The 24,317-nt window shown below is 65.0% G+C and carries 21 protein-coding genes, 1 tRNA gene and 2 pseudogenes; 13 read left to right on the top strand and 11 right to left on the bottom strand.

Features of this window, described 5'->3' with window-relative positions; all coding sequences use genetic code 11:
• Window positions 1–53: 53 nt before the first annotated feature.
• Complete coding sequence (locus JN280_RS04985) at window positions 54–998, bottom strand: LysR family transcriptional regulator (protein ID WP_202310409.1); 945 nt, start codon at window positions 996–998, stop codon at window positions 54–56.
• Window positions 999–1,096: 98 nt separating this feature from the next.
• Between JN280_RS04985 and JN280_RS04980 the strand changes: the two genes are divergently transcribed.
• The 3 genes and pseudogenes from JN280_RS04980 to JN280_RS04970 all read left to right on the top strand — a co-directional run bounded on the left by JN280_RS04980 (window position 1,097) and on the right by JN280_RS04970 (window position 3,304).
• Complete coding sequence (locus JN280_RS04980; protein WP_202310407.1) at window positions 1,097–1,984, top strand: NmrA/HSCARG family protein; 888 nt, start codon at window positions 1,097–1,099, stop codon at window positions 1,982–1,984.
• Between the two features lie 142 nt (window positions 1,985–2,126).
• Window positions 2,127–2,507, top strand: a pseudogene (locus JN280_RS39305) (IS1634 family transposase); the annotation flags it as partial.
• Window positions 2,508–2,713: 206 nt separating this feature from the next.
• Entirely contained in the window at window positions 2,714–3,304 is a 591-nt protein-coding gene (locus JN280_RS04970) for an HXXEE domain-containing protein (RefSeq protein ID WP_202310403.1), read from the top strand.
• A 474-nt stretch (window positions 3,305–3,778) separates the two neighbouring features.
• Here JN280_RS04970 and rpsA read toward each other — a convergent pair whose 3' ends face one another.
• The 3 genes from rpsA to aroA form a co-directional block, all read right to left on the bottom strand.
• Window positions 3,779–5,470 (bottom strand): 30S ribosomal protein S1, encoded by a 1,692-nt coding sequence (rpsA, locus tag JN280_RS04965; RefSeq protein ID WP_202310401.1) that lies wholly within the window; start codon window positions 5,468–5,470, stop codon window positions 3,779–3,781.
• 202 nt (window positions 5,471–5,672) lie between these two features.
• Entirely contained in the window at window positions 5,673–6,335 is a 663-nt protein-coding gene (gene cmk / locus JN280_RS04960) for a (d)CMP kinase (RefSeq protein ID WP_202310399.1), read from the bottom strand.
• A 5-nt stretch (window positions 6,336–6,340) separates the two neighbouring features.
• Window positions 6,341–7,699 carry a 3-phosphoshikimate 1-carboxyvinyltransferase gene (gene aroA, locus JN280_RS04955; protein ID WP_202310397.1) on the bottom strand — a complete coding sequence of 453 codons (1,359 nt, stop codon included), beginning with the start codon at window positions 7,697–7,699 and terminating at the stop codon, window positions 6,341–6,343.
• Between the two features lie 216 nt (window positions 7,700–7,915).
• Here aroA and JN280_RS04950 point away from each other — a divergent pair, with 216 nt between their 5' ends.
• The 4 genes from JN280_RS04950 to JN280_RS04935 all read left to right on the top strand — a co-directional run bounded on the left by JN280_RS04950 (window position 7,916) and on the right by JN280_RS04935 (window position 10,820).
• Window positions 7,916–8,299, top strand: coding sequence for a TIGR02300 family protein (locus JN280_RS04950; protein ID WP_202310395.1), 384 nt, complete (start codon window positions 7,916–7,918; stop codon window positions 8,297–8,299).
• A 176-nt stretch (window positions 8,300–8,475) separates the two neighbouring features.
• Window positions 8,476–8,551 (top strand) — tRNA-Ala (locus JN280_RS04945).
• Window positions 8,552–9,194: 643 nt separating this feature from the next.
• Entirely contained in the window at window positions 9,195–9,416 is a 222-nt protein-coding gene (locus JN280_RS04940; RefSeq protein ID WP_202310393.1) for a hypothetical protein, read from the top strand.
• A 537-nt stretch (window positions 9,417–9,953) separates the two neighbouring features.
• Entirely contained in the window at window positions 9,954–10,820 is an 867-nt protein-coding gene (locus JN280_RS04935) for a DUF2189 domain-containing protein (protein ID WP_202310391.1), read from the top strand.
• Between the two features lie 198 nt (window positions 10,821–11,018).
• Here the strand turns inward: JN280_RS04935 and JN280_RS39300 are convergent.
• Window positions 11,019–12,455, bottom strand: a pseudogene (locus JN280_RS39300) (amidase).
• Window positions 12,452–13,093, bottom strand: a complete 642-nt coding sequence (locus tag JN280_RS04920) for a helix-turn-helix domain-containing protein (RefSeq protein ID WP_202310387.1) — start codon at window positions 13,091–13,093, stop codon at window positions 12,452–12,454. Before JN280_RS04920 ends, JN280_RS39300 begins: the two are co-directional and overlap by 4 nt.
• Window positions 13,094–13,195: 102 nt before the next feature.
• Between JN280_RS04920 and JN280_RS04915 the strand changes: the two genes are divergently transcribed.
• The 6 genes from JN280_RS04915 to JN280_RS04890 all read left to right on the top strand — a co-directional run bounded on the left by JN280_RS04915 (window position 13,196) and on the right by JN280_RS04890 (window position 19,664).
• Window positions 13,196–14,518: a TRAP transporter large permease gene (locus JN280_RS04915; RefSeq protein ID WP_202310385.1), complete on the top strand. Its 1,323-nt coding sequence runs from the start codon at window positions 13,196–13,198 to the stop codon at window positions 14,516–14,518.
• Window positions 14,519–14,556: 38 nt separating this feature from the next.
• Window positions 14,557–15,552, top strand: coding sequence for a TRAP transporter substrate-binding protein (locus JN280_RS04910; RefSeq protein ID WP_202310383.1), 996 nt, complete (start codon window positions 14,557–14,559; stop codon window positions 15,550–15,552).
• Window positions 15,549–16,091: a TRAP transporter small permease gene (locus JN280_RS04905; RefSeq protein ID WP_202310381.1), complete on the top strand. Its 543-nt coding sequence runs from the start codon at window positions 15,549–15,551 to the stop codon at window positions 16,089–16,091. The genes JN280_RS04910 and JN280_RS04905 overlap by 4 nt, the downstream gene beginning before the upstream one ends.
• Window positions 16,072–17,013, top strand: coding sequence for an ornithine cyclodeaminase family protein (locus JN280_RS04900; protein WP_202310379.1), 942 nt, complete (start codon window positions 16,072–16,074; stop codon window positions 17,011–17,013). The genes JN280_RS04905 and JN280_RS04900 overlap by 20 nt, the downstream gene beginning before the upstream one ends.
• Window positions 17,014–17,370: 357 nt before the next feature.
• Entirely contained in the window at window positions 17,371–18,654 is a 1,284-nt protein-coding gene (locus JN280_RS04895; protein ID WP_202310377.1) for an aspartate aminotransferase family protein, read from the top strand.
• Window positions 18,651–19,664 (top strand): phosphotransferase, encoded by a 1,014-nt coding sequence (locus JN280_RS04890; RefSeq protein WP_244742991.1) that lies wholly within the window; start codon window positions 18,651–18,653, stop codon window positions 19,662–19,664. The genes JN280_RS04895 and JN280_RS04890 overlap by 4 nt, the downstream gene beginning before the upstream one ends.
• Before the next feature lie 23 nt (window positions 19,665–19,687).
• Here the strand turns inward: JN280_RS04890 and JN280_RS04885 are convergent, their stop codons facing one another.
• The 5 genes from JN280_RS04885 to JN280_RS04865 all read right to left on the bottom strand — a co-directional run bounded on the left by JN280_RS04885 (window position 19,688) and on the right by JN280_RS04865 (window position 24,187).
• Window positions 19,688–20,062 (bottom strand): cytochrome C oxidase subunit IV family protein, encoded by a 375-nt coding sequence (locus JN280_RS04885; protein ID WP_202310375.1) that lies wholly within the window; start codon window positions 20,060–20,062, stop codon window positions 19,688–19,690.
• A 9-nt stretch (window positions 20,063–20,071) separates the two neighbouring features.
• A complete protein-coding gene (locus JN280_RS04880) occupies window positions 20,072–20,782 on the bottom strand; it encodes a heme-copper oxidase subunit III family protein (RefSeq protein ID WP_202310373.1) in 711 nt (236 codons plus the stop codon).
• 11 nt (window positions 20,783–20,793) lie between these two features.
• Window positions 20,794–21,492 (bottom strand): cytochrome c oxidase subunit 3, encoded by a 699-nt coding sequence (locus tag JN280_RS04875; protein ID WP_202310371.1) that lies wholly within the window; start codon window positions 21,490–21,492, stop codon window positions 20,794–20,796.
• A complete protein-coding gene (gene ctaD / locus JN280_RS04870; RefSeq protein ID WP_202310369.1) occupies window positions 21,489–23,267 on the bottom strand; it encodes a cytochrome c oxidase subunit I in 1,779 nt (592 codons plus the stop codon). Before ctaD ends, JN280_RS04875 begins: the two co-directional genes overlap by 4 nt.
• Window positions 23,268–23,347: 80 nt before the next feature.
• Window positions 23,348–24,187 (bottom strand): cytochrome c oxidase subunit II, encoded by an 840-nt coding sequence (locus JN280_RS04865; RefSeq protein WP_202310367.1) that lies wholly within the window; start codon window positions 24,185–24,187, stop codon window positions 23,348–23,350.
• Window positions 24,188–24,317: the final 130 nt, after the last annotated feature.

Below are 24,317 nucleotides of genomic sequence, written 5' to 3'. Positions count from 1 at the left end.
GCAAGCGAACAGGGCAGCCACCTGACTTTGGCTGCCTGGCGGTCCGTTCCCAGCTAACTGTCAGCCCAATACCTTCTTGACATAGCTACAACCCTTTCATTCTCGCTGGTCCCGGCGCCGTTCAGTCGCCCGACGGCAAGATCGATGAACGCCCTGACCAGGGGCGATAGATATCGGCTGCTCGGATACACGGCATAAAGACCGCCAACCGGGGTTGTGTAATCGTTGAGAACGCGGCGCAATTGCCCGTCCTTGATGGACGCCTCGGCGATCCCGTGGGGCACTTGGGCGATGCCGTAGCCGGCAATCGCAGCCGCAATCACCGCCTGCATTTCATTAGCCGCGAAGCGTCCAGCCACCTGGACCGTTTCTTGACCATGCGGCCCTTCCAACTCCCAGTCGGCGCTGGCTGTCGAAGCGCCCGCAATGACGCAATGATGGCGAGCGAGGTCCGTCGGCACCTCCGGTATGCCTTGGCGCGCGAGATAGTCCGGGCTGGCGCACAGGATTCTGTGCGTGGGGCCGAGCTTGCGGGCAACCAGCGTGGAGTCTTGAAGGATCCCGGTGCGGAATGCGAGATCTATGCCGCTCTCGACCAGATTGAGCTTGTCGTCGGTCAGGCGCAGTTCGACTCTGGTTTTCGGATACATCGCGAGAAAATCGAACACCGTGCTGGTCAGGAAATAACCGCCAAAGCCAACGGGAGCCGTAATGCGGATCGTTCCGGAAGGCTCCGCTCTCGCTTCCGCGAGACGCAGATTCGCGGCTTCGATCGCCCGCAGCGCTTGGCTGCTCTGCTCATAGTAGAGGCGTCCTGCGTCCGTCATGTTCAGGCTGCGTGTCGTGCGTTGAAGCAGCCGCACCCCGACTTCGCGCTCAAGCGCGGCAATGCGGCGGCTGACCGTCGTCTTGGGTATGCCGAGCAGGCGCGCGGCTGCCGTGAAACTGCCGGCCTCGATGACACGAGCGAATACCACGATATCGTTGAGATCGAGCATTGTATCCAGAATTGGGACGATGTTTTCCAATTATAGGCGATTATGGACCAATGCGGCAGCCCTAACTTTGCTCCAATGGAATGGCAAGGAGCAGACACATGACCACCAGACGAAGCGTTCTGGTTACCGGCGCTACCGGCCAGCAAGGGGGCGCGGTTGCGCGCGCACTGCTGTCCAGGGGACATCTCGTCAAGGCGCTGACACGCAAGCCGGACAGCGACGTTGCGCGGCGGCTGGCGTCGGCAGGCGCCGACATCGCGACCGGTGACCTCGGTGACGAGACCTCCGTTCGGAAGGCTGCAAGTAGCGTCGACACCATGTTTCTGATGGGCAACAGCTACGAGGCCGGGACCGAGGAGGAGACCCGTCAGGGGATCATCGCCGCCGATGCGGCGAAGGCTGCCGGCGTCGGGCATTTGATTTACTCGTCCGTTGCCGATGCCGACAAGAAGACAGGCATCCCGCATTTCGAAAGCAAGTATCTCGTCGAGGAGCATGTGGTCGGACTCGGTATCCCCTACACGATCAGCGCGCCGGCCGCCTTCATGGAGAATGTCGTCGCGCCGTGGTCGATCGGTGGGCTGCGCCAGGGGGCACACGCCTTCGCGATGCCTCCCAGACGGGCCCTCCAACTGGTAGCCTTGGCGGACATAGGAACCTTCGTCGCATCCCTGGTTGAGCGGCGCGAGCAGGTCTTCGGCAAGCGTTTCGATATCGCCGGGGACGAGTTGTCCGGCGAGGAGCAGGCGCAAATCCTGTCGCGGGCCATCGGCCGCCAGATCAACTATCAGGAAATCCCGATCGCCGCGGCCCGCCAGCAAAGTGAGGATGCGGCGCTGATGTTCGAATGGTTCGACCGCGTCGGCTATGATGTCGATATCGCCGCATTGCAGAGGGATTTTCCGGAGGTCCGCTGGCACAGTCTCGCCGACTGGGCGCGCGAGTTTGACTGGAGCGTTCTCGACCGGACATCTTCAGCCGGCTGAGACCAACGGTCGATAAGATCGACCGTTGGAGCGCGCGACTGCGCGCTGCGCCCGTTGGCGCGAAAGCAAGAGGCGCGGATGAGCCGTGCCGGCGATTGAGGTCGCGCTGATGCGTCAGCATCCACACCGCCCGGATGTGTCCGCCGGCGGCAAGGTCGTGCAGCGTCAGGTGCTTTATCTCGGCGAGATCAACGATAGCCAGCACGAGGCTTGATGTCGAACGATCGAAGCCTTTGACGAGGATGCCCAGCATGCCCGGCAACTGGCCCTGTTTCCGGCCGATCGGGCCATGCCCGGCCACGCCGCCGGCCATGGCGTGCAAGTGCGGCTCGGGGCCATGCAGTTGCACAGGCCGCGGCAATGGGGCGCCTGCTGGCTGGCCTGCCAGCTCTATGAGCAGCTCGAGCTCGACCGGTTCTGGGCGGCGCGCTTGCCCGACTCGCGCGAAGGCACCTGCTGGCGACATATCCTGCAGACCTTGGTGTGCTATCGGCTGATCGATGCGGGCAGCGAATGGCGGCTGCCCGGGCGCGAACCAGATCTCGCATGGCCTCGCGGCCTTCATCGGGAACGATACTACTACTACTACTACTACTTCTTCTTCTTCCCACCGGCGTGGGCAATGGCGAGTTGCGGCTGTTCCGGATTAAGCACCTTTTAAGGCGGCTTGCAGCATAACAACCACCTGAGGTGAGCCAAGGACTCACCCCCGTTACTGAGGTAGCGCCCGTGACCAAGGACTGGTTCTTTCACAATTGGATGTATGCCGGCTTCGTCACCGGCCTGTTTCTGCTAGCGGTTGCGCCGCTTTTCGCGGGAGTGTTAAGCCCGCCGCTGCTGCTCGTCTACTTGCAGCTGCCGATCTACATGATTCACCAGCTGGAGGAGCACCAACACGATCGCTTTCGTATATGGGTCAACAAGGTCATCGGCGGCGGATTGGAGGCGTTGACACCGCCGGCCGTGGTCTTCATCAACGTTGTCGGCGTGTGGGCCGTAAACCTGATCGCGCTCTATTTCGCGCGTTTTGTCGATGTCGGGCTCGGATTGATTGCTATCTATCTCACGCTGATCAACGCTGTCGTCCACATTCTCGGGGCGGGCGCTCTGCGCCGATACAATCCAGGGCTGGTTACGGCCGTGTTTTTGTTTGTGCCCTTCGGGCTCTATGCCCTTGTCTTGGTCTCGCACGCACCAGGGGTCACGGCGACGGATCACGTCATCGCCATCGCGATCGCGATTCTCCTCCACCTTGCCATCATTGTATCCGTGAAGCGGCGCTTAGCCGTCCTGTCCAGGTCTGAACCGACCGCCCGCTAGACCCATTGGAGCCAAGAACAAACGAGGACGCCGCCGGCAGGCCGAAAGTCCGCAGCAGCACTGGATCCTGGGTGGCATAAGGACGTTGGGCTGCGGCCTGCGCTTTCGTAAGCTAAATGCGGAACCTACCAATCTCCGGTTGAGAATTCGGGGCTTTCCGGGCCACCTGGTCCAGGCAACGAATTCATATCGCGGGGGATGTGATGGCGCACCGGTCTCATACCGACGGCCGATCGATTTCTGCACGGCCGTTCCGATCGAATGCGGAGGCGCGGACCGTGGCCTCCATCAACAACCTCGATCCCGGTACGGCAGGCCAGCGAATACATTACCGATGGAGCCGAGCGACGCGCGGCCTGCGAGTAGAGGCGGCCCAAAGTCGACATCCGTTCAATCTCTGCCGAATGCGGCCAACGAAAAAGCCCCGCCGGATCGCTCCGGCGGGGCTTTTGGTGAGCCGCGAGAGGCGGCCGATCAGTTGCCGCGGTTCTTGAGCGCAGCGCCCAGGATGTCGCCGAGCGAAGCGCCGGAATCGGTCGAGCCGTACTGGGCGACCGCTTCCTTCTCTTCCGCGATCTCCAGCGCCTTGATCGACACCTGGATCTTGCGGGTCTTCTTGTCGTAGACGATGACGCGCGCATCGACCTTCTGGCCGACGGTGAAGCGCTCGGGGCGCTGCTCGTCACGGTCGCGCGACAGGTCGGACCGCTTGATGAACGTCTCGACGCCGCTGTCGACCAGCCGCACCTCGATGCCGCCGTCCTTGACGCCGATCACCTCGGTGGTGACGACCGCGTTCTTGCGCAGCTCGCCCGACGCGGCCTCACCGCCGCCGCGCTGCAGCTGCTTGATGCCCAGCGAGATGCGCTCCTTGTCGATGTCGACGTCGAGCACCTGCGCCTGCACCACCTGGCCGCGCTGATACTCCTCGATCGCCTGCTCGCCCGGACGGTTCCAGTCGAGGTCGGAGAGGTGGACCATGCCGTCCACATCGCCGTCGAGGCCGATGAACAGGCCGAACTCGGTCTTGTTCTTGACCTCGCCCTCGACGACGGAGCCCGACGGATGGTTGCGGGCGAAGGCTTCCCACGGATTCTCGAGCGTCTGCTTGAGGCCGAGCGAGATGCGGCGCTTGGCCGGATCGACCTCGAGTACCACCACGTCGACTTCCTGCGAGGTCGACAGGATCTTGCCCGGATGCACGTTCTTCTTCGTCCACGACATTTCCGAGACGTGGATGAGGCCCTCGATGCCCGGCTCCAGCTCCACGAAGGCGCCGTAGTCGGTGATGTTGGTGACCGTGCCGCGGATCTTCTTGCCGATCGGGAACTTGGTGCCGATGTCGCTCCAGGGATCGCTCTCGAGCTGCTTCATGCCGAGCGAGATGCGGTGGGTTTCCTGGTTGATGCGGATGATCTGCACCTTGACCGTCTGACCGATGTTGAGGATCTCGGTCGGATGGTTGACGCGGCGCCATGCCATGTCGGTGACATGCAGCAGGCCGTCGATGCCGCCGAGGTCGACGAACGCACCGTAGTCGGTGATGTTCTTGACCACGCCCTCGACAACCTGGCCCTCTTCGAGGTTCTGCACGATCTCCGAGCGCTGCTCGGCGCGGCTCTCCTCGAGCACGGTGCGGCGAGACACGACGATGTTGCCGCGGCGGCGATCCATCTTGAGGATCTCGAAAGGCTGCGGGTTGTGCATGAGCGGGGTGACGTCGCGGATCGGCCGGATATCGACCTGGCTGCGCGGCAGGAAGGCCACGGCGCCGTCGAGGTCGACGGTGAAGCCGCCCTTGACCTGGTTGAAGATGACGCCCTCGACGCGCTCGCCCTTGTTGAACTTCTCCTCGAGGCGGACCCAGCTCTCTTCGCGGCGGGCCTTCTCACGGGAAAGCATGGCTTCGCCGAGCGCGTTCTCGATGCGCTCGACATAGACCTCGACGGTGTCGCCGACGTTCATCTGACCGTCCTTGGCCTTGGCGCCGAATTCCTTCAGCGGGACGCGGCCCTCGACCTTGAGGCCGACGTCGATGATGGCCATGTCCTTCTCGATCGCGGTGATCGTGCCGCGCACGACCTGACCTTCGCCCGAGTGACCATCGGAAAAGGATTCTTCCAGAAGCGCGGCGAAATCGTCGCGCGTGGGATTGGCTTGTGACATTGATGCTCCTGATAGTGCCCCGGACTTTCCGTGCGGGGCCTGCGCCGTGGGTTCGTGTTGCGTTGGCCTGCCGGCGTTCCGGGCTGAAAGCCCTGGTGCCGCTGTCGCGGCGGTTCGGCGCATGAAGAATGCTGGCAGGCTGGTTCGGGCCCGATATGGGTATTGCCGCTTGTTCTCGCAATGCGGGAGGCGGCAGCCCGGATCAGGCTACGTCTCTTTGGGCGATAACGTCGTCGATGATCGCCTTCGCCGCCAGAAACGCCGCTTCTATATCCATTTCGGACGTGTCGAGCAAGTGCGCGTCGGCGGCCGGCTTCAGCGGCGAATCCGCCCGGCCCATGTCGCGGGCGTCGCGTCGTTCGATATCGGCGAGGATCTGGGCGAAATCGGCGGTGCCGTGGCGGGATTCGATCTCCAGCAGCCGCCGCCGGGCGCGGACCTCCGCCGTTGCCGTGACATAGAGCTTCACGTCGGCGTCGGGGCAGACCACCGTGCCGATGTCGCGCCCGTCGAGCACGGCGCCGGGCGGGGTTTTCGCGAATTCGCGCTGTTTCTCGACCAGCGCGCGCCGCACCGCCGGGATGACCGCGACCTGCGAGGCGGCCTCGCCGACGGCATGCGCCGACAGCACCTCGCGGTCGAGGCGGGAAAGGTCGACGGCATAGGCGGCCTTCACCGCGTCCTCCTCGTCGTCGAGCGGCAGGCCTTGCTTCAGCATCTCATTGGCCACGGCGCGGTAGGTGAGGCCGGTGTCGAGCAGGTTCAGGCGGTAGTGGTCGGCGACGCGCCGGCCGAGCGTGCCTTTGCCCGCGCCCGCCGGCCCGTCGATAGCGATGGTGAATGGACAATGCGAGGTCCCGGTCATGGCGTTCACACGGCAGCCTTTTCGGCCTCGATCTCGGCGCCGAGGCCGCGCATCAGGCCCATGAATTCCGGGAAGCTGGTGGCGATCATCGTCTGGTCGTCGACCGTGACCGGCTTTTCCGAAGCGAGGCCCATGACGAGGAAGCTCATGGCGATGCGATGGTCGAGATGCGTCTCGACCCTGCCGCCGCCGAGACCCCTGCCGTCCGGCCGGCCGCGAACGACGAGCGAGGCCTCGCCCTCGGTGCAGTCGACGCCGTTGGCCTTCAGGCCGTTCGCGACGGCCGACAGCCGGTCGGATTCCTTCACGCGCAACTCTTCCAGGCCATCCATCACCGTCTCGCCTTCGGCGAAGCTGGCGGCTATCGCCAGCACCGGATATTCGTCGATCATGGAAGGCGCCCGTTCCGGCGGCACGCGCACGCCCTTCAGTTCCGAAGCGCGCACATGCAGATCCGCCACGTCCTCGCCGCCGGCATTGCGCGGGTTCACGAGTTCGATCGAGGCGCCCATCTCCTGCAGCGTCAGCACCAGCCCCGTGCGGGTAGGGTTCATCAGCACGTTCTCGATGACGATGTCGGAGCCCGGCACGATCAGCGCGGCGACCAGCGGGAAGCCGGCCGACGACGGGTCGCCCGGGACCGCGATGGTCTGGCCCGTCAGCCGGCCCTGGCCCTCGATGCGGATATGGCGGACCCCGTCCGGGTCGGTCTCGACCTCGATGTTGGCGCCAAAGCCTTTCAGCATCTTCTCGGTATGATCGCGCGTCATCACGGGCTCGACGACGGTGGTGATCCCCGGCGTGTTGAGGCCGGCCAGCAGCACGGCCGATTTCACCTGGGCCGAGGCCATCGGCACGCGGTAGGTGATGGGTGCCGCGACGCCTGGGCCGCGCAGCGTCAGCGGCATGCGGTCGCCGGGGGCGGATTTCAGCACCTGGGTGCCCATCAGGCGCAGCGGATCGAGCACGCGCCCCATCGGGCGCTTCGACAGCGAGGCGTCGCCGATGAAGGTCGTCTCCATGTCATAGGAACCGACAAGGCCCATGGTCAGCCGCGAGCCGGTGCCGGCATTGCCGAAATCGAGCGGCGCCTCGGGCTGCAGCAGCGCGCCGTTGCCGGTGCCCCGGATGATCCAGGTGTCGCCGGCCTTCCCGATATGGGCGCCCATGGCCTTCATGGCCTCGCCGGTGCGCATCACGTCCTCGCCTTCCAGCAGCCCGGTGATGCGGGTCTCGCCGGCCGCGAGGCCGCCGAACATGAAGGAGCGGTGCGAGATCGACTTGTCGCCCGGCACGCGGACCCGGCCGCTCAGCGCAGGCGATCTGCGGGCCGTCGCCGGCAGCGGGGAGGCGTGGTCGGACATGTCTGTTTCCCTGGGGTTCCCCGCTGGCGGGGCGGCGGCTGGCGCCTGGTCGTCCTGGTTGCGGCCGTGTCCTATCACGGCTTTCCGGCCCGGTCATCCCCCGTCGAAAGCCGCCCCGGGCGGGCTTTTTCGGGCCGGATTTGCCATGGTCTATTAGTCTTTGACAGGGCCGCAAACTGCCGCTAAGGGGACCAAAACCTTTCGACGAGGCTTGCAGTGGCAAAACCAGAGCTTGGTACAAAGCGCATCGACCCCGAGACGGGGCGCAAATTCTACGATCTGAACAAGGATCCGATCGTGTCGCCCTATACGGGCAAGAGCTATCCGCGTTCCTATTTCGACACCGGCAACGGCACCTCGATGAACGACGAGGACGAGGTCGAGGAGAAGGAACTGGATGCCGAGGACGATGCCCCCGAGGTCGTTTCCCTCGAGGATGCCGACGACGAGGCCAAGGGCGGCGACGACCTTCCCGATCTCGGCGACGACGATGTCGATCTCGGCGACGATGACGACGATACCTTCCTCGAGGACGAGGAAGAAGAGGACGACGACGTCAGCGGCATCATCGGCATCGGCGAGGACGACGACGAGATCTGACGTCGTGGCGGCACGTTTTCTGCGGGCCGCGAGAGCTGCCGGGGCTCTGTCACAAAAAGCTCCAAAGCGGGCTTGATCTTCACGCGAGGCGGCGCTAGAAGCCGCCTCGTACTGGCCGGGGCGTAAAGCCTTGGCCGACCTCTTCGCCGGAAACGGCGCCGGCCTCGGCCGGGTGTGGGGCCATAGCTCAGTTGGGAGAGCGCTTGAATGGCATTCAAGAGGTCAGGGGTTCGACTCCCCTTGGCTCCACCATTTTTCCTCTTGGGATTTCGATAGGCAACTCGACGCTGCCCGGGCTGTCGCCGCAACGTGTCGGAGGGGCGCGCCCCGAAACTCACGCGAAGTCCTCGGCGAAACGGCCAGGCTTCCAAAACCATGGTGCATAGCCTGGTGAGTTGCGGGACCGGACGCCAGCAACCGCATCGCACGAGATCGAGGCGGCGATCACCGGCGTATTGCGTGGCGCTCCTGCCGAGAGATTCCTGACAGGCGAGGCTGAGCGTTCTCTCCGCGACGCCGACGGCTCCGCAGACGGCGGACGGGAAAGCATCTCCTCCGGGCGCTCGCGCAGAGCGTCTTCGAAACGCGAGACGATCTGGCGGTGACGCCCCGCAGCTCTGGAGATCCAGGGCGTGTCCCGTGCTGCGCGCAACGCCCCTCGTCAGGTCGACAAGCGCGCCCTCGCGCCCTCGGACTCCAGGAACATCCTGTCGTCGTTGAGCGGCAGGCCGGGAGATGTGTGCATGCCCCGGTAGCGCAATGGTCGCAGCGTCGATGCCGTCAGGCCACTGTTGGTTGAAGCAGATACGCCTTTAGCACAGGCCGAAGGACGCCTTGGTCCGCGCTATGATGCTTAGCCAGGGTTTGGTCGTTCCAACAGTGATCGGGGGCCTCAATGACACATCTCAAAGCCTTGCTGTTCGCGGGTGCCGTGGCGCTTCTGGCGACGGCTCCGAGTTTTGCCCAGAACTTCCAGAGTGGCCATCAGGGCCAGCTCTACCAGGTCAGCCGCTCGGCGCCGGGCCCGGTTGCGGCCCTTGGCCTGCCGGCCGCAGCCTTGGTCGGCGGCTATGTCTGGTTGCGGCGCAGGTCCGGCAGAGGACAGAGCAAAACCTAGGCAGGTTGCGGGAGGGCGTCCCACGGCGTCGCCGGATCACGTCGCGTCCCATGACGGCCTGACGATATCGAATTTGCTCTCCTGGTAGTCGGCGCGCAGGCGTTTCTGGTCCAATGGACTCAGGCGCGCGGGCGCCTCGATGTCGTCCCCGTCGTCTTCGCCACGCGGTCAAGGTCGACACTGTGGCCGGCTTTCCGGTCCGCCTTCGAGGCCGCATTGCGACAGACCGGACCGTTCCTCGTCGAGGCAGTCATCTACTCTACAGCGGGTTGCGTGAAAACGGGTTCACGCAGCACGCTGCAGGTCTTTGATTTGACGCATGTCTTTGCTCCGAACCGGACCCACTTTCGGGAGACATGCTTTAGCCTGCCGATGCCGAGGAGGCGCTCTTGACCGGTGCGTTCTGCTCGACCGGGCACGGGGGCGACAAATTGTCACGACTGCGTTATGGTCGCTGTGGTGCAGGTCGCGGTTCGGCGTGGCCATTATGACGAACCCGGGCCGCGACCCACCCCAACCTGGTCAGGAGGAGTGGCAATGGCGAGCTTCCATGTGTACGCAGGCACCGGCAACACGCTCGAGCATCCCGCGATCCGGCGCATATCGGTCGCGGATGTGTTCGATGCCTTGCGACGAGGCTTCGACGATTTCTGGGACAAGCCCTCGCACTATGTGTTCCTGTGCCTGATCTACCCGATCGTCGGGGTGTTTCTGATCACATGGACGTCCGGCGGCAACGCGCTGCAGCTCATCTTCCCGCTGATGGCGGGCTTTGCATTGCTCGGCCCCTTCGCCGGCATCGGCCTCTACGAGATCAGCCGGCGCCGCGAGCAGAACCTCGACACCTCCTGGGCGCATGCCTTCGATGTGAGGCATTCTCCGGCCCTGCCGGCGATTGCGGCCATCGGCATCATGCTGGTGGCGTTGTTCGTCACCTGGTTGCTGGTCGCGCAGGGGCTCTACGCCTGGCTCTACGGGTCGGCTGCTCCGGAGTCGACGGCAGCGTTCCTAGGCGATCTCTTCACCACCCAGCGCGGCTGGACGCTGATCATCGTCGGCAATCTGATCGGCTTCCTGTTCGCCCTGGTCGTGCTCAGCACCACCGTCATCGCCTTTCCGCTGCTGCTCGACTGCGACGTCGGCGCCTATGCCGCGATCGAGACGTCGGCTCGCTCCGTGCTGGCCAATCCCGTGCCGATGCTCCTGTGGGGCCTGATCGTCGCCGTCGCGCTGCTCATCGGATCGATCCCGCTGCTCGCCGGGCTGGCGGTGGTCATTCCGGTGCTCGGCCACGCGACCTGGCACCTCTACCGCAAGGTCGTGGATATCCCGGCCGACAAGAGGACGCCGCTCACGCCATCCTCGCGCAATCGGGACGGGTTCCCCTATTGGCTGCGCTGGTGATTCCGGCTTGATCGCCGGCGGCGCCTTCTCCCCTCGACGGGAGAAGGCGTTGGCGGGCGATCACCCTGGCGCTCGCCCGCCCGGGCTTGGAGCTCTGTCGTGCAAGCCGATGAAAGCTGCGATCGACACCGAGCGGAAGCGTTGCGTCGCGCAGCGAAGTCGGCACGAGAGTCCGCGCCCGAGAAACGCCGGCTCCCTTCAGGCGAGTTTTGGGCGCCGTGAAGCCCAAGGCTGCGCTTCCTCTATCTGGGCGGCCAGTTGCAGCAAGGTGGCATCCTCGCCATAGCGGCCCGCGAACTGGACGCCGACCGGCAGTCCGCCCGCCGACCAGTGCAGGGGCAGGCTGATCGCGGGTTGGCCGGAGGCGTTGAAGGGCGCTGCGAAAGGGGCGAGGTCGAAGAGCCTGGCGAGGAAGCCGTCGACATCGCGGCCATCGGTCGGGAGGCAGCCGAGCTGCGGCGGCGGCGCGGTCATGGTCGGGGTCACCAGGATGTCGAAGGTCTCGAAGAAGGCCGCCATGCGGCGCACCTCGAGCTGCATCCGCATCAGGCTGTCCAGATAGCGCTCCAGGCTCTCCTGGCGAGCACGGGCGACGATGGCGAAGGTCAGCGGTTCGAGATCGCTTTCCGTGACCGGCTTGCCGTTCAGTCGTTCCATCGTGGCGACCATCGGGCCGAGGCCGCTCATCAATACGTTCATCTGCGCATCGATGAGAAGCTTCCAGTCGAACTCCGGCCTTGCCTCCTCGACATCGTGGCCGAGGTCTTCGAGCAGGGTGGCAGCGTGCTGCACGGCTGCCGAACATTCCGCGTCCACCGGCTCATCCCGCAGCGTCCGGGTCCAGCAGCCGACACGCAGCCGCTTCGGCGGGCGGGCGATCGCCGCGACGAACCCACCTTATGGAGGGCGCGCGAAGTAGGGTGCGCCGACATCGGGTCCGGCTGTGATGTCGAGGATGGCTGCGGTATCGCGAACCGTGCGGGATACGGCGTTCTCATGGCTGATGCCATGGGCCGCGTCGCCGCGATGCGGCCCATAGGGGTTGAGGCCGCGCGTCGGCTTCAGTCCGACGATCCCGTTGCAGGAGGCTGGAATCCGGATGGAGCCGGCGCTGTCGGTTGCATGTGTCGCCGGCAGCATGCCGCTTGCCACGGCCGCACCGGCGCCGCCGCTGGAGCCGCCGGCGATGCGATCGAGGTTCCACGGGTTGCGCGTCGCGCCATAGCGGTGCGGCTCGGTCGAGGCGCTGAGCCCGAATTCCGGCGAGTTCGTGCGGCCGAGCATGACGAAGCCGGCGGCGCGCAGCCGCGCGACCAGCGTCGAATCGAAGGGCGCCGGCGGATCGACGAACATACGGCTGCCATTGGTCAGCGGCAGGCCGCGTACGGGGGCGTGCAGGTCCTTGATGAGATAGGGCACGCCGAGGAAGGGTGGCCGATCAGTACGGGTGTCGAGTTCGGCCAGCGCCTGGTCGTAAGCTTTCAGTATCACCGCGTTGACCAGCGGGTTGAGCGCCTCGATGCGCGCGATCGCCGTCTGCGCGAGCTCGCGCGGGCTGATCTCCCCGCTGCGGACCAACGCCGCGAGGCCGGTCGCATCGCACGCCTCGTATTCCGCCGTGGTCAGTGTCGTCATAGCGCTCTCGGAAGTTCGACGGGCGGAACGCCGCCCGTACCGCAACAGATATTGAGAATGGTCGCGTCCTCGGGGCCGACCGAGACATAGGCGTGGCCCATGGTAGCGTCGAAATAGACGCTGTCGCCGGCCTCGAGCCGGATCGGCGCGTAGAATTCGGCATGCAGCTCGACGGTCCCCGAGATCACATAGACCAGTTCTTCGCCGGGATGACGGATCAGGCCGGGAAATTCGTTGATGCTGCGCGCGGTCACGGTCACGAAGGTCGGGTCCATGAGCTTGCGCCTCAGCCCCGTGGCGAAGGGCTCGTAGACATAGGTGCCCGTCGGATGCCGCCGGCGTTCCCCGGCGCGGGTGACGTTGAGACGGCCGAGCGGTTGGGATGCCGCGGGCGCGGGCCCTTCCAGCAGCGAGGTAAGGTCGATCGACAAGCCGCCCGCCAGCCGCAGCAGCACGTCGTAAGTCGGCGACATGCGGTCGTTCTCGATCTTGGAAATGGTCGACACGGCAAGACCTGCTCGTTCAGCCAACTCCTTGAGCGTCATTCCGGCCGATTGCCGCAGGCGCCGCAGGCGCAAGCCGAAAGCAGCGACCTCGCGCACGTCGTCTTCCGGTTCGGATCTCCCCGCCGACGCCATCATCGCCTCCATGGATCACCAGAAACAAGTAGCATCGGAAAATTAGTTTGACAAATTTTCCGATCGGAAAAAGAATGACTCGAACGCAGGTGCGATCCATCGATGGCTTGGCTACTGATCACCCTGTATGCCGCAGCGACTCTCGCGGGGGGCGTCGCCATCGCCTATGTGACGGGAGCGGTCGCCGTGCTGAGCTTCGTCGCTGCCGACGAGGCGCGCCATCTGGCAATTCTGCCGCAACGGGTTCTTTCCCAGCTCGATGTCTTCACCTTCCTGGCGATGCCGCTCTTCATCCTGGCGGGCGAACTGATGAGTCGCGGCGGCATCACCCGTGCTCTGATCGACCTCGCAGTTCTGATCGTCGGCCGTTTCAGGGGCGGCCTCGGCCACGTCAATGTGGCGACGGCGATATTCCTGTCCTCGATGTCCGGGTCGGCCGTCGCCGACGCCGCCGCCATCACAAGCGCGCTGGTGCCCGAGATGGAGAGGCGCGGCTACAAGCGCGAATACTCCGCCGCGCTGACGGTCGCCTCCTCGGTTCTCGGGCCGCTGATCCCGCCGTCGATCGTGATGATCTTCTACGGCGCCCTCATGAATGTCTCGGTGGCGGCGTTGTTCGCCGGCGGCGTCCTGCCCGGACTTCTTCTGGCGGGCGGCCTGTTCGCCTACAATGCCTGGGCGGCGCGGCGCCACAACCACCCCGGCGGGCGCGACGTCGACATGCCGCCTGTCGCGCAGACCCTGATCCGCTCGACGCCAGCGCTTCTGGTGCCGTCGATCCTGCTCGCCGGCATCATCTTCGGTGTGGTGACGCCGACCGAGGCGGCGGCGCTTGCGGTGGCGGCGGCGCTCGCCATCAGCTTCGTCTATTCGTGGATGGAACCCGGATCGACGCCGGCAAGCGCGCTGAAAAGCCTTGGCGGCCATCTCGGCGGCGCGCTGGAGCGCGCTGCGACGCTGACCGGCGCCATCTTCGTCATTCTCTTCTCGGCGGCGGTGTTCGGCTATCTGATAGCGATCGAGGGCGTGCCGGACGCCGTGCTGCGGCTGGTCGAGAGCGCCGGGTTATCCGGCCTCGAATATCTGCTGCTGATCGCGCTCGTCTTCCTGGTGGTCGGCATGGTGATGGACAATACGATGGCGCTCGTCCTTCTGGTGCCGCTGCTGATCCCGGCGGCGATCGCCGGCGGCGCCGATCCGGTCCATGTCGGCGTGGTCACGTGCCTTAACCTGACGATCGGGCTGATCTCGCCGCCGGTCGGCGGGTCGCTGATGGTCGTCTCGGCAATGAGCGGCGTGCCCTATCTCAGGCTGGCGCGCGCCATCATTCCGTTCTTCGTCCTGGAGATCATCGTGCTCGTCCTCCTGGTCGTCTTCCCGGAAATCACCCTCTACATTCCTCGGCAGGCCGGGCTGCTGCATTGAATTCGAGCATGAAACAATAGGAAGCAAAGGGGATTGGAATGCTGAGGAAATCCTTTCGCGGCCTGGCCGCGGCCCTCTTCGCCACCGCTGCCGCGCTCAGCGCGAAGGCGGCGTCGGCCGATGAGATACGTATTGCAGTCGGCTGCCCGGCCGTTCCGGTCTGTGCCGATTGGGTTTGGGCCGAGGACGTCGCCAAGCAACTGAACGAGGCTGGGCTCGAGGCCAAGGTCTATACCGGCGGAGCGCTCGGCAAGGATCCCGAGCTCGTCGATCAGCTCTCGCAAGGCCTGCTTCAGGTCGCGGTGACGAACTTCGTCATGATCAATCAGGTCGATCCGCGCGTGCAGGGTTTCATGGCTCCCTACATGTTCGACGACATGGCCCACATGTTCCGTGCGCTGGACGGGACCGATCTGCTCGCCCCCATCGCCGCCAGGATGGAGGAACAGGGGATCAAGATCGCCGGTCTGACCGGGCTTGGCGGCACGGTCGGCTTCTTCAACACCAGGAAGCCGATCGAGAAACCGGCCGATTTCGAGGGGCTGCGCATGCGTGCCATCGACGCCTCGCAAATGGAACTGCTGAAGAATTGGGGAGCGGCCGGCGTCGTCGTCGACATGCCCGAATTCACCACGAGCGTACAGCAAGGCATGGTCGACGGATATGTCAATCCGCCTGTCGTTGCCTTCATCTTCAAGCACACCGACTTCCTGAAATACTACACGGACGCCGGCGCGGGGACGCCCTTCCGCTCGGCGCTGATGTCCAAGGACTGGTATGACGGACTGTCGGACGAGGAACGGAGCAAGGTCGACACGGCCGTGCGCGAGGCCAATCTGCGCAACCGGGAATGGACCTACGAGGCGGCCGGGCAGGAACTGGCGCAGCTCGAGAAGCTCGGCGTTACGGTCACCAGGCTGACGCCCGAGGCGCGCGCCGATTTCGTCGAGCGGGCAAAGAAGACGTGGCCGCTGCTCATGCCGGCCGACTCGGTCGAGGCCTTCGTCGCGGCGGCGGAGAAGACAAGGCAGTGAACCGGGCCGCCCGTGCCCTCATAGCTGCCAGCGATCGGATCGACCGCGTCTGCCTCCTGTCCGCCAAGGCGGCGCTTGTCGCGATGGTCGCGGTGATCGGGGTGCAGATCGTTGCACGCTATGGATTGCGATCGCCGCCGGGATGGACCGAGGAACTCGCCCGCTACCTGATGGTGTGGGGCGGGCTGCTCGGCGCGACCGCCGCCTTTCGACGCGGTCTGGACCCCGCGGTCACGCGCCGCGACGAGACGGCGCGTGGCTGGTCGGGCCGCCTTGCACGCGTTGCGCTGGTCGTCGCCGTTGCGCTCTTGGTCGTGCCGATCTTGTATTTCTCCTTCTTCGGACCGGGCCTGGATCCCGGCCGCAGCTTCCTGATGCGCAATCTCGCCCGCACCTCGTCGGGCCTTGGAATCAACCTCATCTTCATAGCCGCCGCGATCCCGACCTTCTGCATCGTCATCCTCGCCCACCTGGCTGCGCGCATCGTGAGTGGCCCTCTCAAGACACAGGTTCCCGAACATGCGGCAGATATCGGCTGAAGAAGTCTATGCGGCGCTGCCCATCGGCGAGTGCATCGATGTGGTCGCCAAGGCAATGGTCGCCGTGTCGCGCGGCCAGGCGGTCCTGCCGCTCCGTTCGCTGATGCCGCTCGGATCGGGCAATGCCATGGGCATCATGCCGGGAGGCCTGTCGTCGCCGGCCGTGCATGGCATCAAGCTGGTCAGTCTCTACCCGCGGAATCCAGAGCGGGGCCTGTCCAGCCACCAGGGCGTCATCCTCCTGTTCGACACGGAAACTGGCCGGCCGATCGCTGCGGTGGACGGCGCGAGCGTGACGGCGCAGCGCACGGCCGCGGCGAGCGCCGCGGCGACGCGCGCGCTCGCGCGCAAGGATGCGCGCGTGCTGGCGATCCTCGGCGCCGGCGAGCAGGCCGAGCACCATCTGCCGGCCCATCTGGCGGTCAGGGCGTTTGAGGAAGTCAGGGTGTGGACCCGCACTTTCGCCAAAGCTCAGGCTTTCGCGGCGCGCCACGCCCACTCGGTCCTCTCCATTCGTGCCGTCGCTTCGGCACAGGAAGCGGTTGCCGGAGCCGATGTCGTCGTAACGGTGACCGCGTCGCCGACGGCGATCCTCAGGGGTGAGTGGCTGCAACCCGGCCAGCACGTGAACCTGGTCGGGGCGAGCGTCGCCTCGGCGCGTGAGATCGACGACGCCGGGGTCGCCCGCGGACGGTTCTTCGTCGACACGCTGGCTGGCGCCAAGGCGCAGGCGGGGGAGTATATCGACGCCCTGAATGCGGGCGTCGTCACAGAGGGACACATCCTCGGCGAGATCGGTCGCGTCTATGACCGGTCGTTGGCCGGCCGCCTGAGGGACGACGATGTGACGATCTACAAATCGCTCGGCGTTGCGGCGCAGGATCTGGCGGTAGCTTACGAGATCCTGTCGCGTCTTCCATAGCATCGGCTCGACACGGAACGGTCTCTCGCGTCGGCGAGGCTGAAATGGACCACGTCTGGCGGGCGAATGGCCGGACGCCGCCATCATGGCCGCCACGAAGATCTCATCGCGACCGGCGCGGTTCGCGGCGCCGTGACCGGGGTCCGCCTCATCGTTCCGGAACCGGCCCCATGATGGTACGATATTCAAGCCGCGAGTTTGCATATTGACTTCCGTGGCGTCGGCCTACAAACTAGTTTCTGTGTTAACTATCTGCCGTCCTGCCGATTCCGCCGTCGTTGCCGGCGCTCTTCCCGGACGACATGATTCCGATCCTGTCCGCCATGGCCCATGGCTCCGTCGAAACGGGAGATCGACATGTCCACGACATCGGACCTGCTGCTTCGCCGCGAGCGGCTGCTCGGCCGGAACATGGCCCTGTTCTACGAGGATCCCGTGCATATCGTGCGTGGGGAGGGTGTCTGGCTGTGGGATGCGGACGGCCGGCGCTACCTCGATTGCTACAACAACGTGCCGCATGTCGGCCATTGTCACCCGCGCGTCGTCGAAGCGATCGCGCGGCAGGCGGCGACGCTCAACACCCATACGCGCTACCTGCACGCGGGCATTCTCGATTATGTCGAGCGGCTGACGGCGACCTTCGACGCCAGCCTCGACACGGCGATCCTCACCTGCACCGGCAGCGAGGCCAACGACGTGGCCTTGCGCATGGCTGAGGCCGTCACCGGCCGGACGGGTGTGATCGCTACCGACCACACCTACCACGGCAACACGGCCGCGGTGTCGCAGCTCTCGACCCGCATGCCGCCGGTCGGCGGCTATGGCGGTCACGTCCGGCATGTGCCTGCGCCCGACAGCTATCGGCCGCTGGGCGGCATGCCGGGAGCACCTTTCGCCGAAGCCTTCGCGAATGAGGTCGAGAAAGCCATCGCCTCGCTGCAGGAGACGCCGCACGGCTTTTCGGCTCTCATCGTCGATCCTTTCTTTGCGAATGAAGGGTTTCCCGACCTGCCGTCCGGTTTCCTGGCTCCGGCGGTCGCCGCCGTGCGCAAGGCCGGCGGCCTTGTCATTTGCGACGAGGTCCAGCCGGGTTTCGGCCGCACAGGGTCACATTTCTGGGGACACCAGCGTGCCGGCATCGTCCCCGACATCGTCACGCTCGGCAAGCCGATGGGCAACGGCCATCCGATCGGCGGCGTCGTCGCCGGGGCTGACACGCTCAATGCCTTTCGAAGGGCCTTCCGCTATTTCAACACCTTTGGCGGCAACCCGGTTTCCTGCGCGGCGGCGATGGCCGTTCTGGACGTGCTGGAGGAGGAGAGGCTGCAGGAGAACGCGGTCGTCGTCGGCGACCATGCCCGCAAGGGCCTGGAAAGTCTGGCGCAGAAACACGGCGTCATCGGCAATGTGCGCGGCAGCGGTCTGTTCTTCGGCGCGGAGCTGGTGGCCGACTGCAAGGGCAGGGTGCCGGATGCGGAACTCGCGACCCGGGTCATCAACGACATGCGGCGGAACGGCATCCTGATGGGCAAGCTCGGCATCCACCAGAACGCCACCAAGATACGCCCGCCCATGCCGTTCACCATCGAGAATGCCGACATGATGCTGGCGGCGCTCGACGATGCGCTGAGCCGCCTTTGAGCGCCGCTGCCGGACTGCCGAAAAATCTTGCGCCGGCGCTCGCTGCGCGGGCGCGCGAGGCCCTTGCCCGCTGGTCGCCGTCCGAGCCCCGGCCGCAACTCCTCAAATATCGCGAGAACGCGGTCTTCAGGGTCGAGCTCGGCGGCCGGCCGGCGGCCTTGCGGCTTCATCGTCCGGGTTACCACGACGAGGCCGCGCTGCGCTCGGAACTCGCCTGGCTGGCCATGTTGCGCGCCGGCGGCATCAATGCCCCGTCTCCGCTCGCGACGGCGGACGGAAACCTGCTCGTCGAACTTCCGGCATGTGCCGAACTGGGCAGGCAGCACGCCGACGTCATGAGCTGGGTCGACGGCGAGCCGCTCGGCGAGACCGGCGTTCCGCTGGCGCATCCACCCGAGCGGCTCGCCGCGATCTTCGCGGCGGTTGGCGCGGGCATGGCCGATCTCCACTCTCTGTCGGACCGCTGGATGCTTCCCGCCGGTTTCCGCCGTCACGCCTGGAACCTCGACGGCCTGTTGGGCAATGCGCCCTTGTGGGGGCGTTTCTGGGATTGCGAAGGACTTTCAACCGCGCAGAGCCAGGCCTTGAGTGCGCTCAGGCACTCGCTTCGTCCCCACCTTCGTCGCCTCGCGGAGAACGGGCTCGATTACGGCCTGATCCACGCAGATCTGGTGCGCGAGAACATCTTCGTGAGAGGCGATGAGGTGGCGTTCATCGATTTCGACGATGCCGGTTTCGGCTGGCGTATGTTCGACATCGCCACCGCTCTGTCGAAGAACCTGAACGAGCCTGCCTGGGACGTCATCCGGGCATCGCTCGTCGCGGGCTATCGCAGCCGGCGCGCACTGTCCGACGACGATCTGGCCACCCTGCCGTTGTTCCTGGTCCTGAGGAGCCTCACCTACATAGGCTGGATCGCGCAGCGGCCCGAAGTCCCGCACGCCGAACGCCGCATGCGGCGTTTCGCGGAAGAAGCGCTGGATCTGGCTGCGGTGCACGCCCTGGCGTGACGAACGCTCGGCCTTTCCGTATCTCACTGGCCGAAATAGACCATGCGTGACAGCAGCGTGTGGTCCGATTCCACCACCATGATGGTCACGAAGACCAGCACAGCGATCGGCGGCAACAGGATGGCGTAAGCGAGAGCCAGCCGTTCCCAGGCCATATGCATGAACACCGCCACGATCAGCGCGGCCTTCAGCACCATGAAGATCAGGATCAGCGACCAGCGCAGATGGCCCTGGATGCCGATATAATCCACCAGGTAGGAGCAGGCGCTGAGCACGAACAGCCAGCCCCAGACGACGAAATAGACTTTCAGCGGATGCTGCTGGTGGCCTTCGGCTGCATGCGCCACCGGGGCGAGCGCCTCTTCCTGTGCCTGGCCGTGTGCGGCTGCCTGTGCCATGTCCTGCCCTCACCAGAGATAGAAGAACGCGAAGATGAACACCCAGACGAGATCGACGAAGTGCCAGTAGAGGCCCATGATCTCGACACTTTCATAATGTCCCCGGCGGCTCGTGAAGAAGCCGCGCGTTCCACGGTCGAAGTCGCCGCGCCAGACCTTGCGCGCGATGATGATGAGGAAGATCACGCCGATCGTGACATGGGTGCCGTGGAAGCCGGTGATCATGAAGAAGGACGAGCCGAACTGCGCCGCGCCCCACGGGTTGCCCCAGGGCCGCACACCCTCGCTGATCAGCTTGGTCCATTCGAAGGCCTGCATGCCGACGAAGGTCGCGCCGAGCGCCGCCGTAGCGAGCATCAGCCAGACTGTCTTCTTCCTGTCGCGGCGGTAGCCGTAGTTGACCGCCAGCGCCATGGTGCCGCTGCTCGAGATCAGCACGAAGGTCATGATGGCGATCAGGATCAGCGGTATGTCCTGCCCGAACATATGGAGCGCGAACACCTCGCTCGGGTTAGGCCACGGCACCGTCGTCGACATGCGCGCGGTCATGTAGGAGAGCAGAAAACAGCCGAAGATGAAGGTGTCCGAGAGCAGGAAGATCCACATCATGGCCTTCCCCCAGGACACGTTCTTGAAGGCCCGCTGGTCGGACGACCAATCGGCTGCGATACCGGACAGCCCGCCTGGCCTTTCCTGTGTCGTAATCGTGGTTTCGGCCATCGGCTCGTTCCTCAGCTGAGCAATTGGCGGCAGATGTCGATGAAGCTGGCGGCCCAGCCGGCAATGAGGACGAACAGCCCGAGCCAGACGAGCAGCAGGAAGTGCCAGTACATGGCGCAGAGCTCGACGGCGCTCTTCAGGCTTTCCGGCCTTTCGCCTTGCCACGCCCTGGCGGTGGTGGCGCTGAGCCCGACGAGACCGGCCACGATGTGCAGCCCGTGCATGCCGGTCAACAGATAGAAGAAGCTGTTGGCCGGATTGGCGGTGAGCGGGTAGCCGTCGGCGGCGAGTTCGCGCCATGCCACGAGCTGGCCCGCCAGGAAAGCCAGCGCGGTCAACCCGCCGGTCGCGAGGGCGAGCCGCGTGGTGCCGGCGTCGCCCTTGCGCACGGCCGAGACGGCGCCTTGCAGCGCCACGCTGCTCAGCACCAGGATGAGGCTGTTGAGCCACAGGATGCGCGGCAGCGGCGGCGCCTGCCAGTCGGAGACGGCCATGCGCATGAAGAAGGCGCTGGAGAACAGCGCGAACAGGCAGCCGATGACGGCCAGCAGTACGACCATGCCGAGCTTCGCCGTCGGTATCCCCGTCGATTCCAGCTCGGGCAGCACGTCGCCATGCTCGAGCCATGGCTTCGACATCAGGCGCTGCTGGGAAAGCCACCAGAAGGATACGCCGGCGATCACCAGCAGGAAGACGAGGATGACGCTCATGCGGCCGCCCCCGCTTTCATGCCGAGCGGCCTGGGGTCGTTCTGCGCGATGAAGTCTTCCGGCGCGCCCGGCACGCTGTAGTCATAGGCCCAGCGATAGACGACCGGCAGTTCCTTGCCCCAATTGCCGTGCGGCGGCGGGGTCGTCGGCGTTTGCCATTCCAGGCTGGTCGCCCGCCACGGATTTCCGCCGGCCTCCCGGCCGTGGCGCAGGCTCCAGAACAGGTTGAACAGGAACACCATCTGCGCGAAGCCGACAACCAGGGCGGCGATCGTGATGAAGCCGTTGAGGGTTTGGACCGATTCCGGGATGAAGGCGGTCTCGCCGAGCTCGGGGTAGCGCCGCGGCACGCCCACCAGCCCGACATAGTGCATCGGGAAGAAGATGGCGTAGGTGCCGATGAAGGTGACCCAGAAATGGAACTGGCCCATCGCCTCGTTGAGCATGCGGCCGGTGATCTTCGGGTACCAGTGGTAGAGCGCGCCGAAGATGACGAGGATCGGCGCCACGCCCATCACCATGTGGAAATGCGCCACCACGAACATGGTGTCGGAGAGCGGCACGTCGACCACCACATTGCCAAGGAACAGTCCGGTCAGGCCGCCATTGACGAAGGTGACGATGAAGGCGAGCGCGAAGAGCATCGGAACGGTGAGATGGATATCGCCGCGCCACAGCGTCAGCACCCAGTTATAGACCTTGATGGCGGTGGGAACGGCGATGATCAGCGTGGTGGTGGCGAAGAAGAAGCCGAACAGCGGATGCATGCCGCTGACATACATGTGGTGCGCCCACACCACGAAGCTCAGCGCGCCGATGATGACGATCGCCCATACCATCATCCGGTAGCCGAATATGTTCTTGCGTGCGTGCGTGCTGATCAGGTCGGAGACGATGCCGAAGGCCGGCAGCGCCACGATATAGACTTCGGGGTGACCGAAGAACCAGAATAGGTGCTGGAACAGGATCGGGCTGCCGCCGCCATAGCTGAGCTGTTCGCCCATTTCGACCAGCGCCGGCATGAAGAAGCTGGTGCCGAGCAGGCGGTCGAACAGCATCATCACGCAGGCGACGAACAGCGCGGGGAAGGCGAGCAGCGCCATCACGGTGGCGGTGAAGATGCCCCAGACGGTGAGCGGCATGCGCATCAGGGTCATGCCGCGGGTGCGGCCCTGCAGCACGGTCACCACATAGTTGAGACCGCCCATGGTGAAGCCGATGATGAACAGAATGAGCGACACCAGCATCAGGATGATGCCGGCCTGCTGGCCGCCGGGCGTGCCCGACAGGATCGCCTGCGGCGGATAGAGCGTCCAGCCGGCGCCCGTCGGCCCGCCGGGGGCGAAGAAGCTTGCCGTCAGCACGAGAACCGCGACCAGGTAGATCCAGTAGCTCAGCATGTTGACATAGGGGAACACCATGTCCCTGGCGCCCACCATCAGCGGGATCAGGTAGTTGCCGAAGCCGCCGAGGAACAGCGCGGTCAAAAGATAGATCACCATGATCATGCCGTGCATGGTGACGAACTGATAGTAGGCCTCGGGCGTGATGAAGGAGAAGGTGCCGGGAAAGCCGAGCTGAAGTCGCATCAGCCAGGACAGCACCAGCGCCACGAGGCCTATCGCTATCGCCGTGCCGGCATATTGTATGGCGATGACCTTGGCATCCTGCGAGAAGACATAGGTCGTCCACCAGCTGTGGGGATGGTAAAGCTCGACGTCGGGAACTTCGGCGGGCGGAACGGCGTCGGCCGCGCGAGGTGTGATATCGACCATCACTCTACCTCCTTCGACGGGATTTCCGAGGCGGCCCGGACCGTCGCGAAACGTCTTATGCTAGGCCGCCTCCTCCATCGTCATGGCTCGGCTCCGTCGCCGGCCGGTTCGAGCGCGCCCACCTTCTCCGGAGTGGACAGCTGGGCAAAGGTCATCTGCTCCTGCAGCCAGGCTTGGTAGTCCACTTCGGAATCCACCGCGACGACGCCCCGCATGAAGCCATGGCCCGTGCCGCAGAGTTCGGCGCAGAGCACCTCGAAGCTTCCCGTGCGTATCGGCGTAAACCAGAAATAGGTGACAGAGCCCGGGATCATGTCCATCTTGGCGCGGAATTCGGGCACGTAGAAATCATGCAGCACGTCGATCGAGCGCAGCAGCATCTTGACCGGCTTGTCGACCGGGAGGTGCAGGTCGGCCGCCTCGACGATCACGTCGTCCTGACCGTTGGGGTCATCCGGATTGACGCCGAGCGGGTTTTCGGGACTCACCAACCGGCTGTCGGATGTGCCGAGCTTGCCGTCGGCGCCGGGCAGTCTGAAATTCCACTGCCATTGCTGGGCGACGACCTCCACATCCGTGGCGTCCTCGGGCACGGTGATGAATTGCGACCAGACATAGAGGCCCGGCGCCAGCATCGCCGCGACCCCGACGCCGGTGACGACGGTCAGCCACCATTCGAGCCGCTTGCTCTCCGGCTCGTAATGGGCGCTCGCGCCTTCCTTGTGGCGGAACCGCCAGACGCAATAGGCCATGAAGAGCACGACAGCGGAGAAGACGGCGCCGGTGATCCAGAACGTGATGATGAGCGTGTGGTCGATATAGTCCCAGTTGGATGCAATGGGCGTCCACCACCACGGGCTGAACAGGTGAAAGAGCACCGAGCCCACGACCACAAGAACGAGTACGAGCGCTAAGGCCATCCTCCGTTCCTCCCGGGATTCCAGGAGAATACTTGATTCTTCTGGAAAAACCGAGCGATGATGCTCCATCGGCATCGGGATTTCCAGTTCCGCGAAGCTGCTTTTCTGTTTGCAACCGGCGGCAAATCGT

Origin of the sequence: Mesorhizobium sp. L-8-10, from assembly GCF_016756635.1 — a bacterium.
Taxonomy (GTDB): Bacteria; Pseudomonadota; Alphaproteobacteria; order Rhizobiales; family Rhizobiaceae.
The sequence above is the reverse complement of the archived record's forward strand: the minus strand, read 5'-3'. Positions and strand labels throughout refer to the sequence as shown.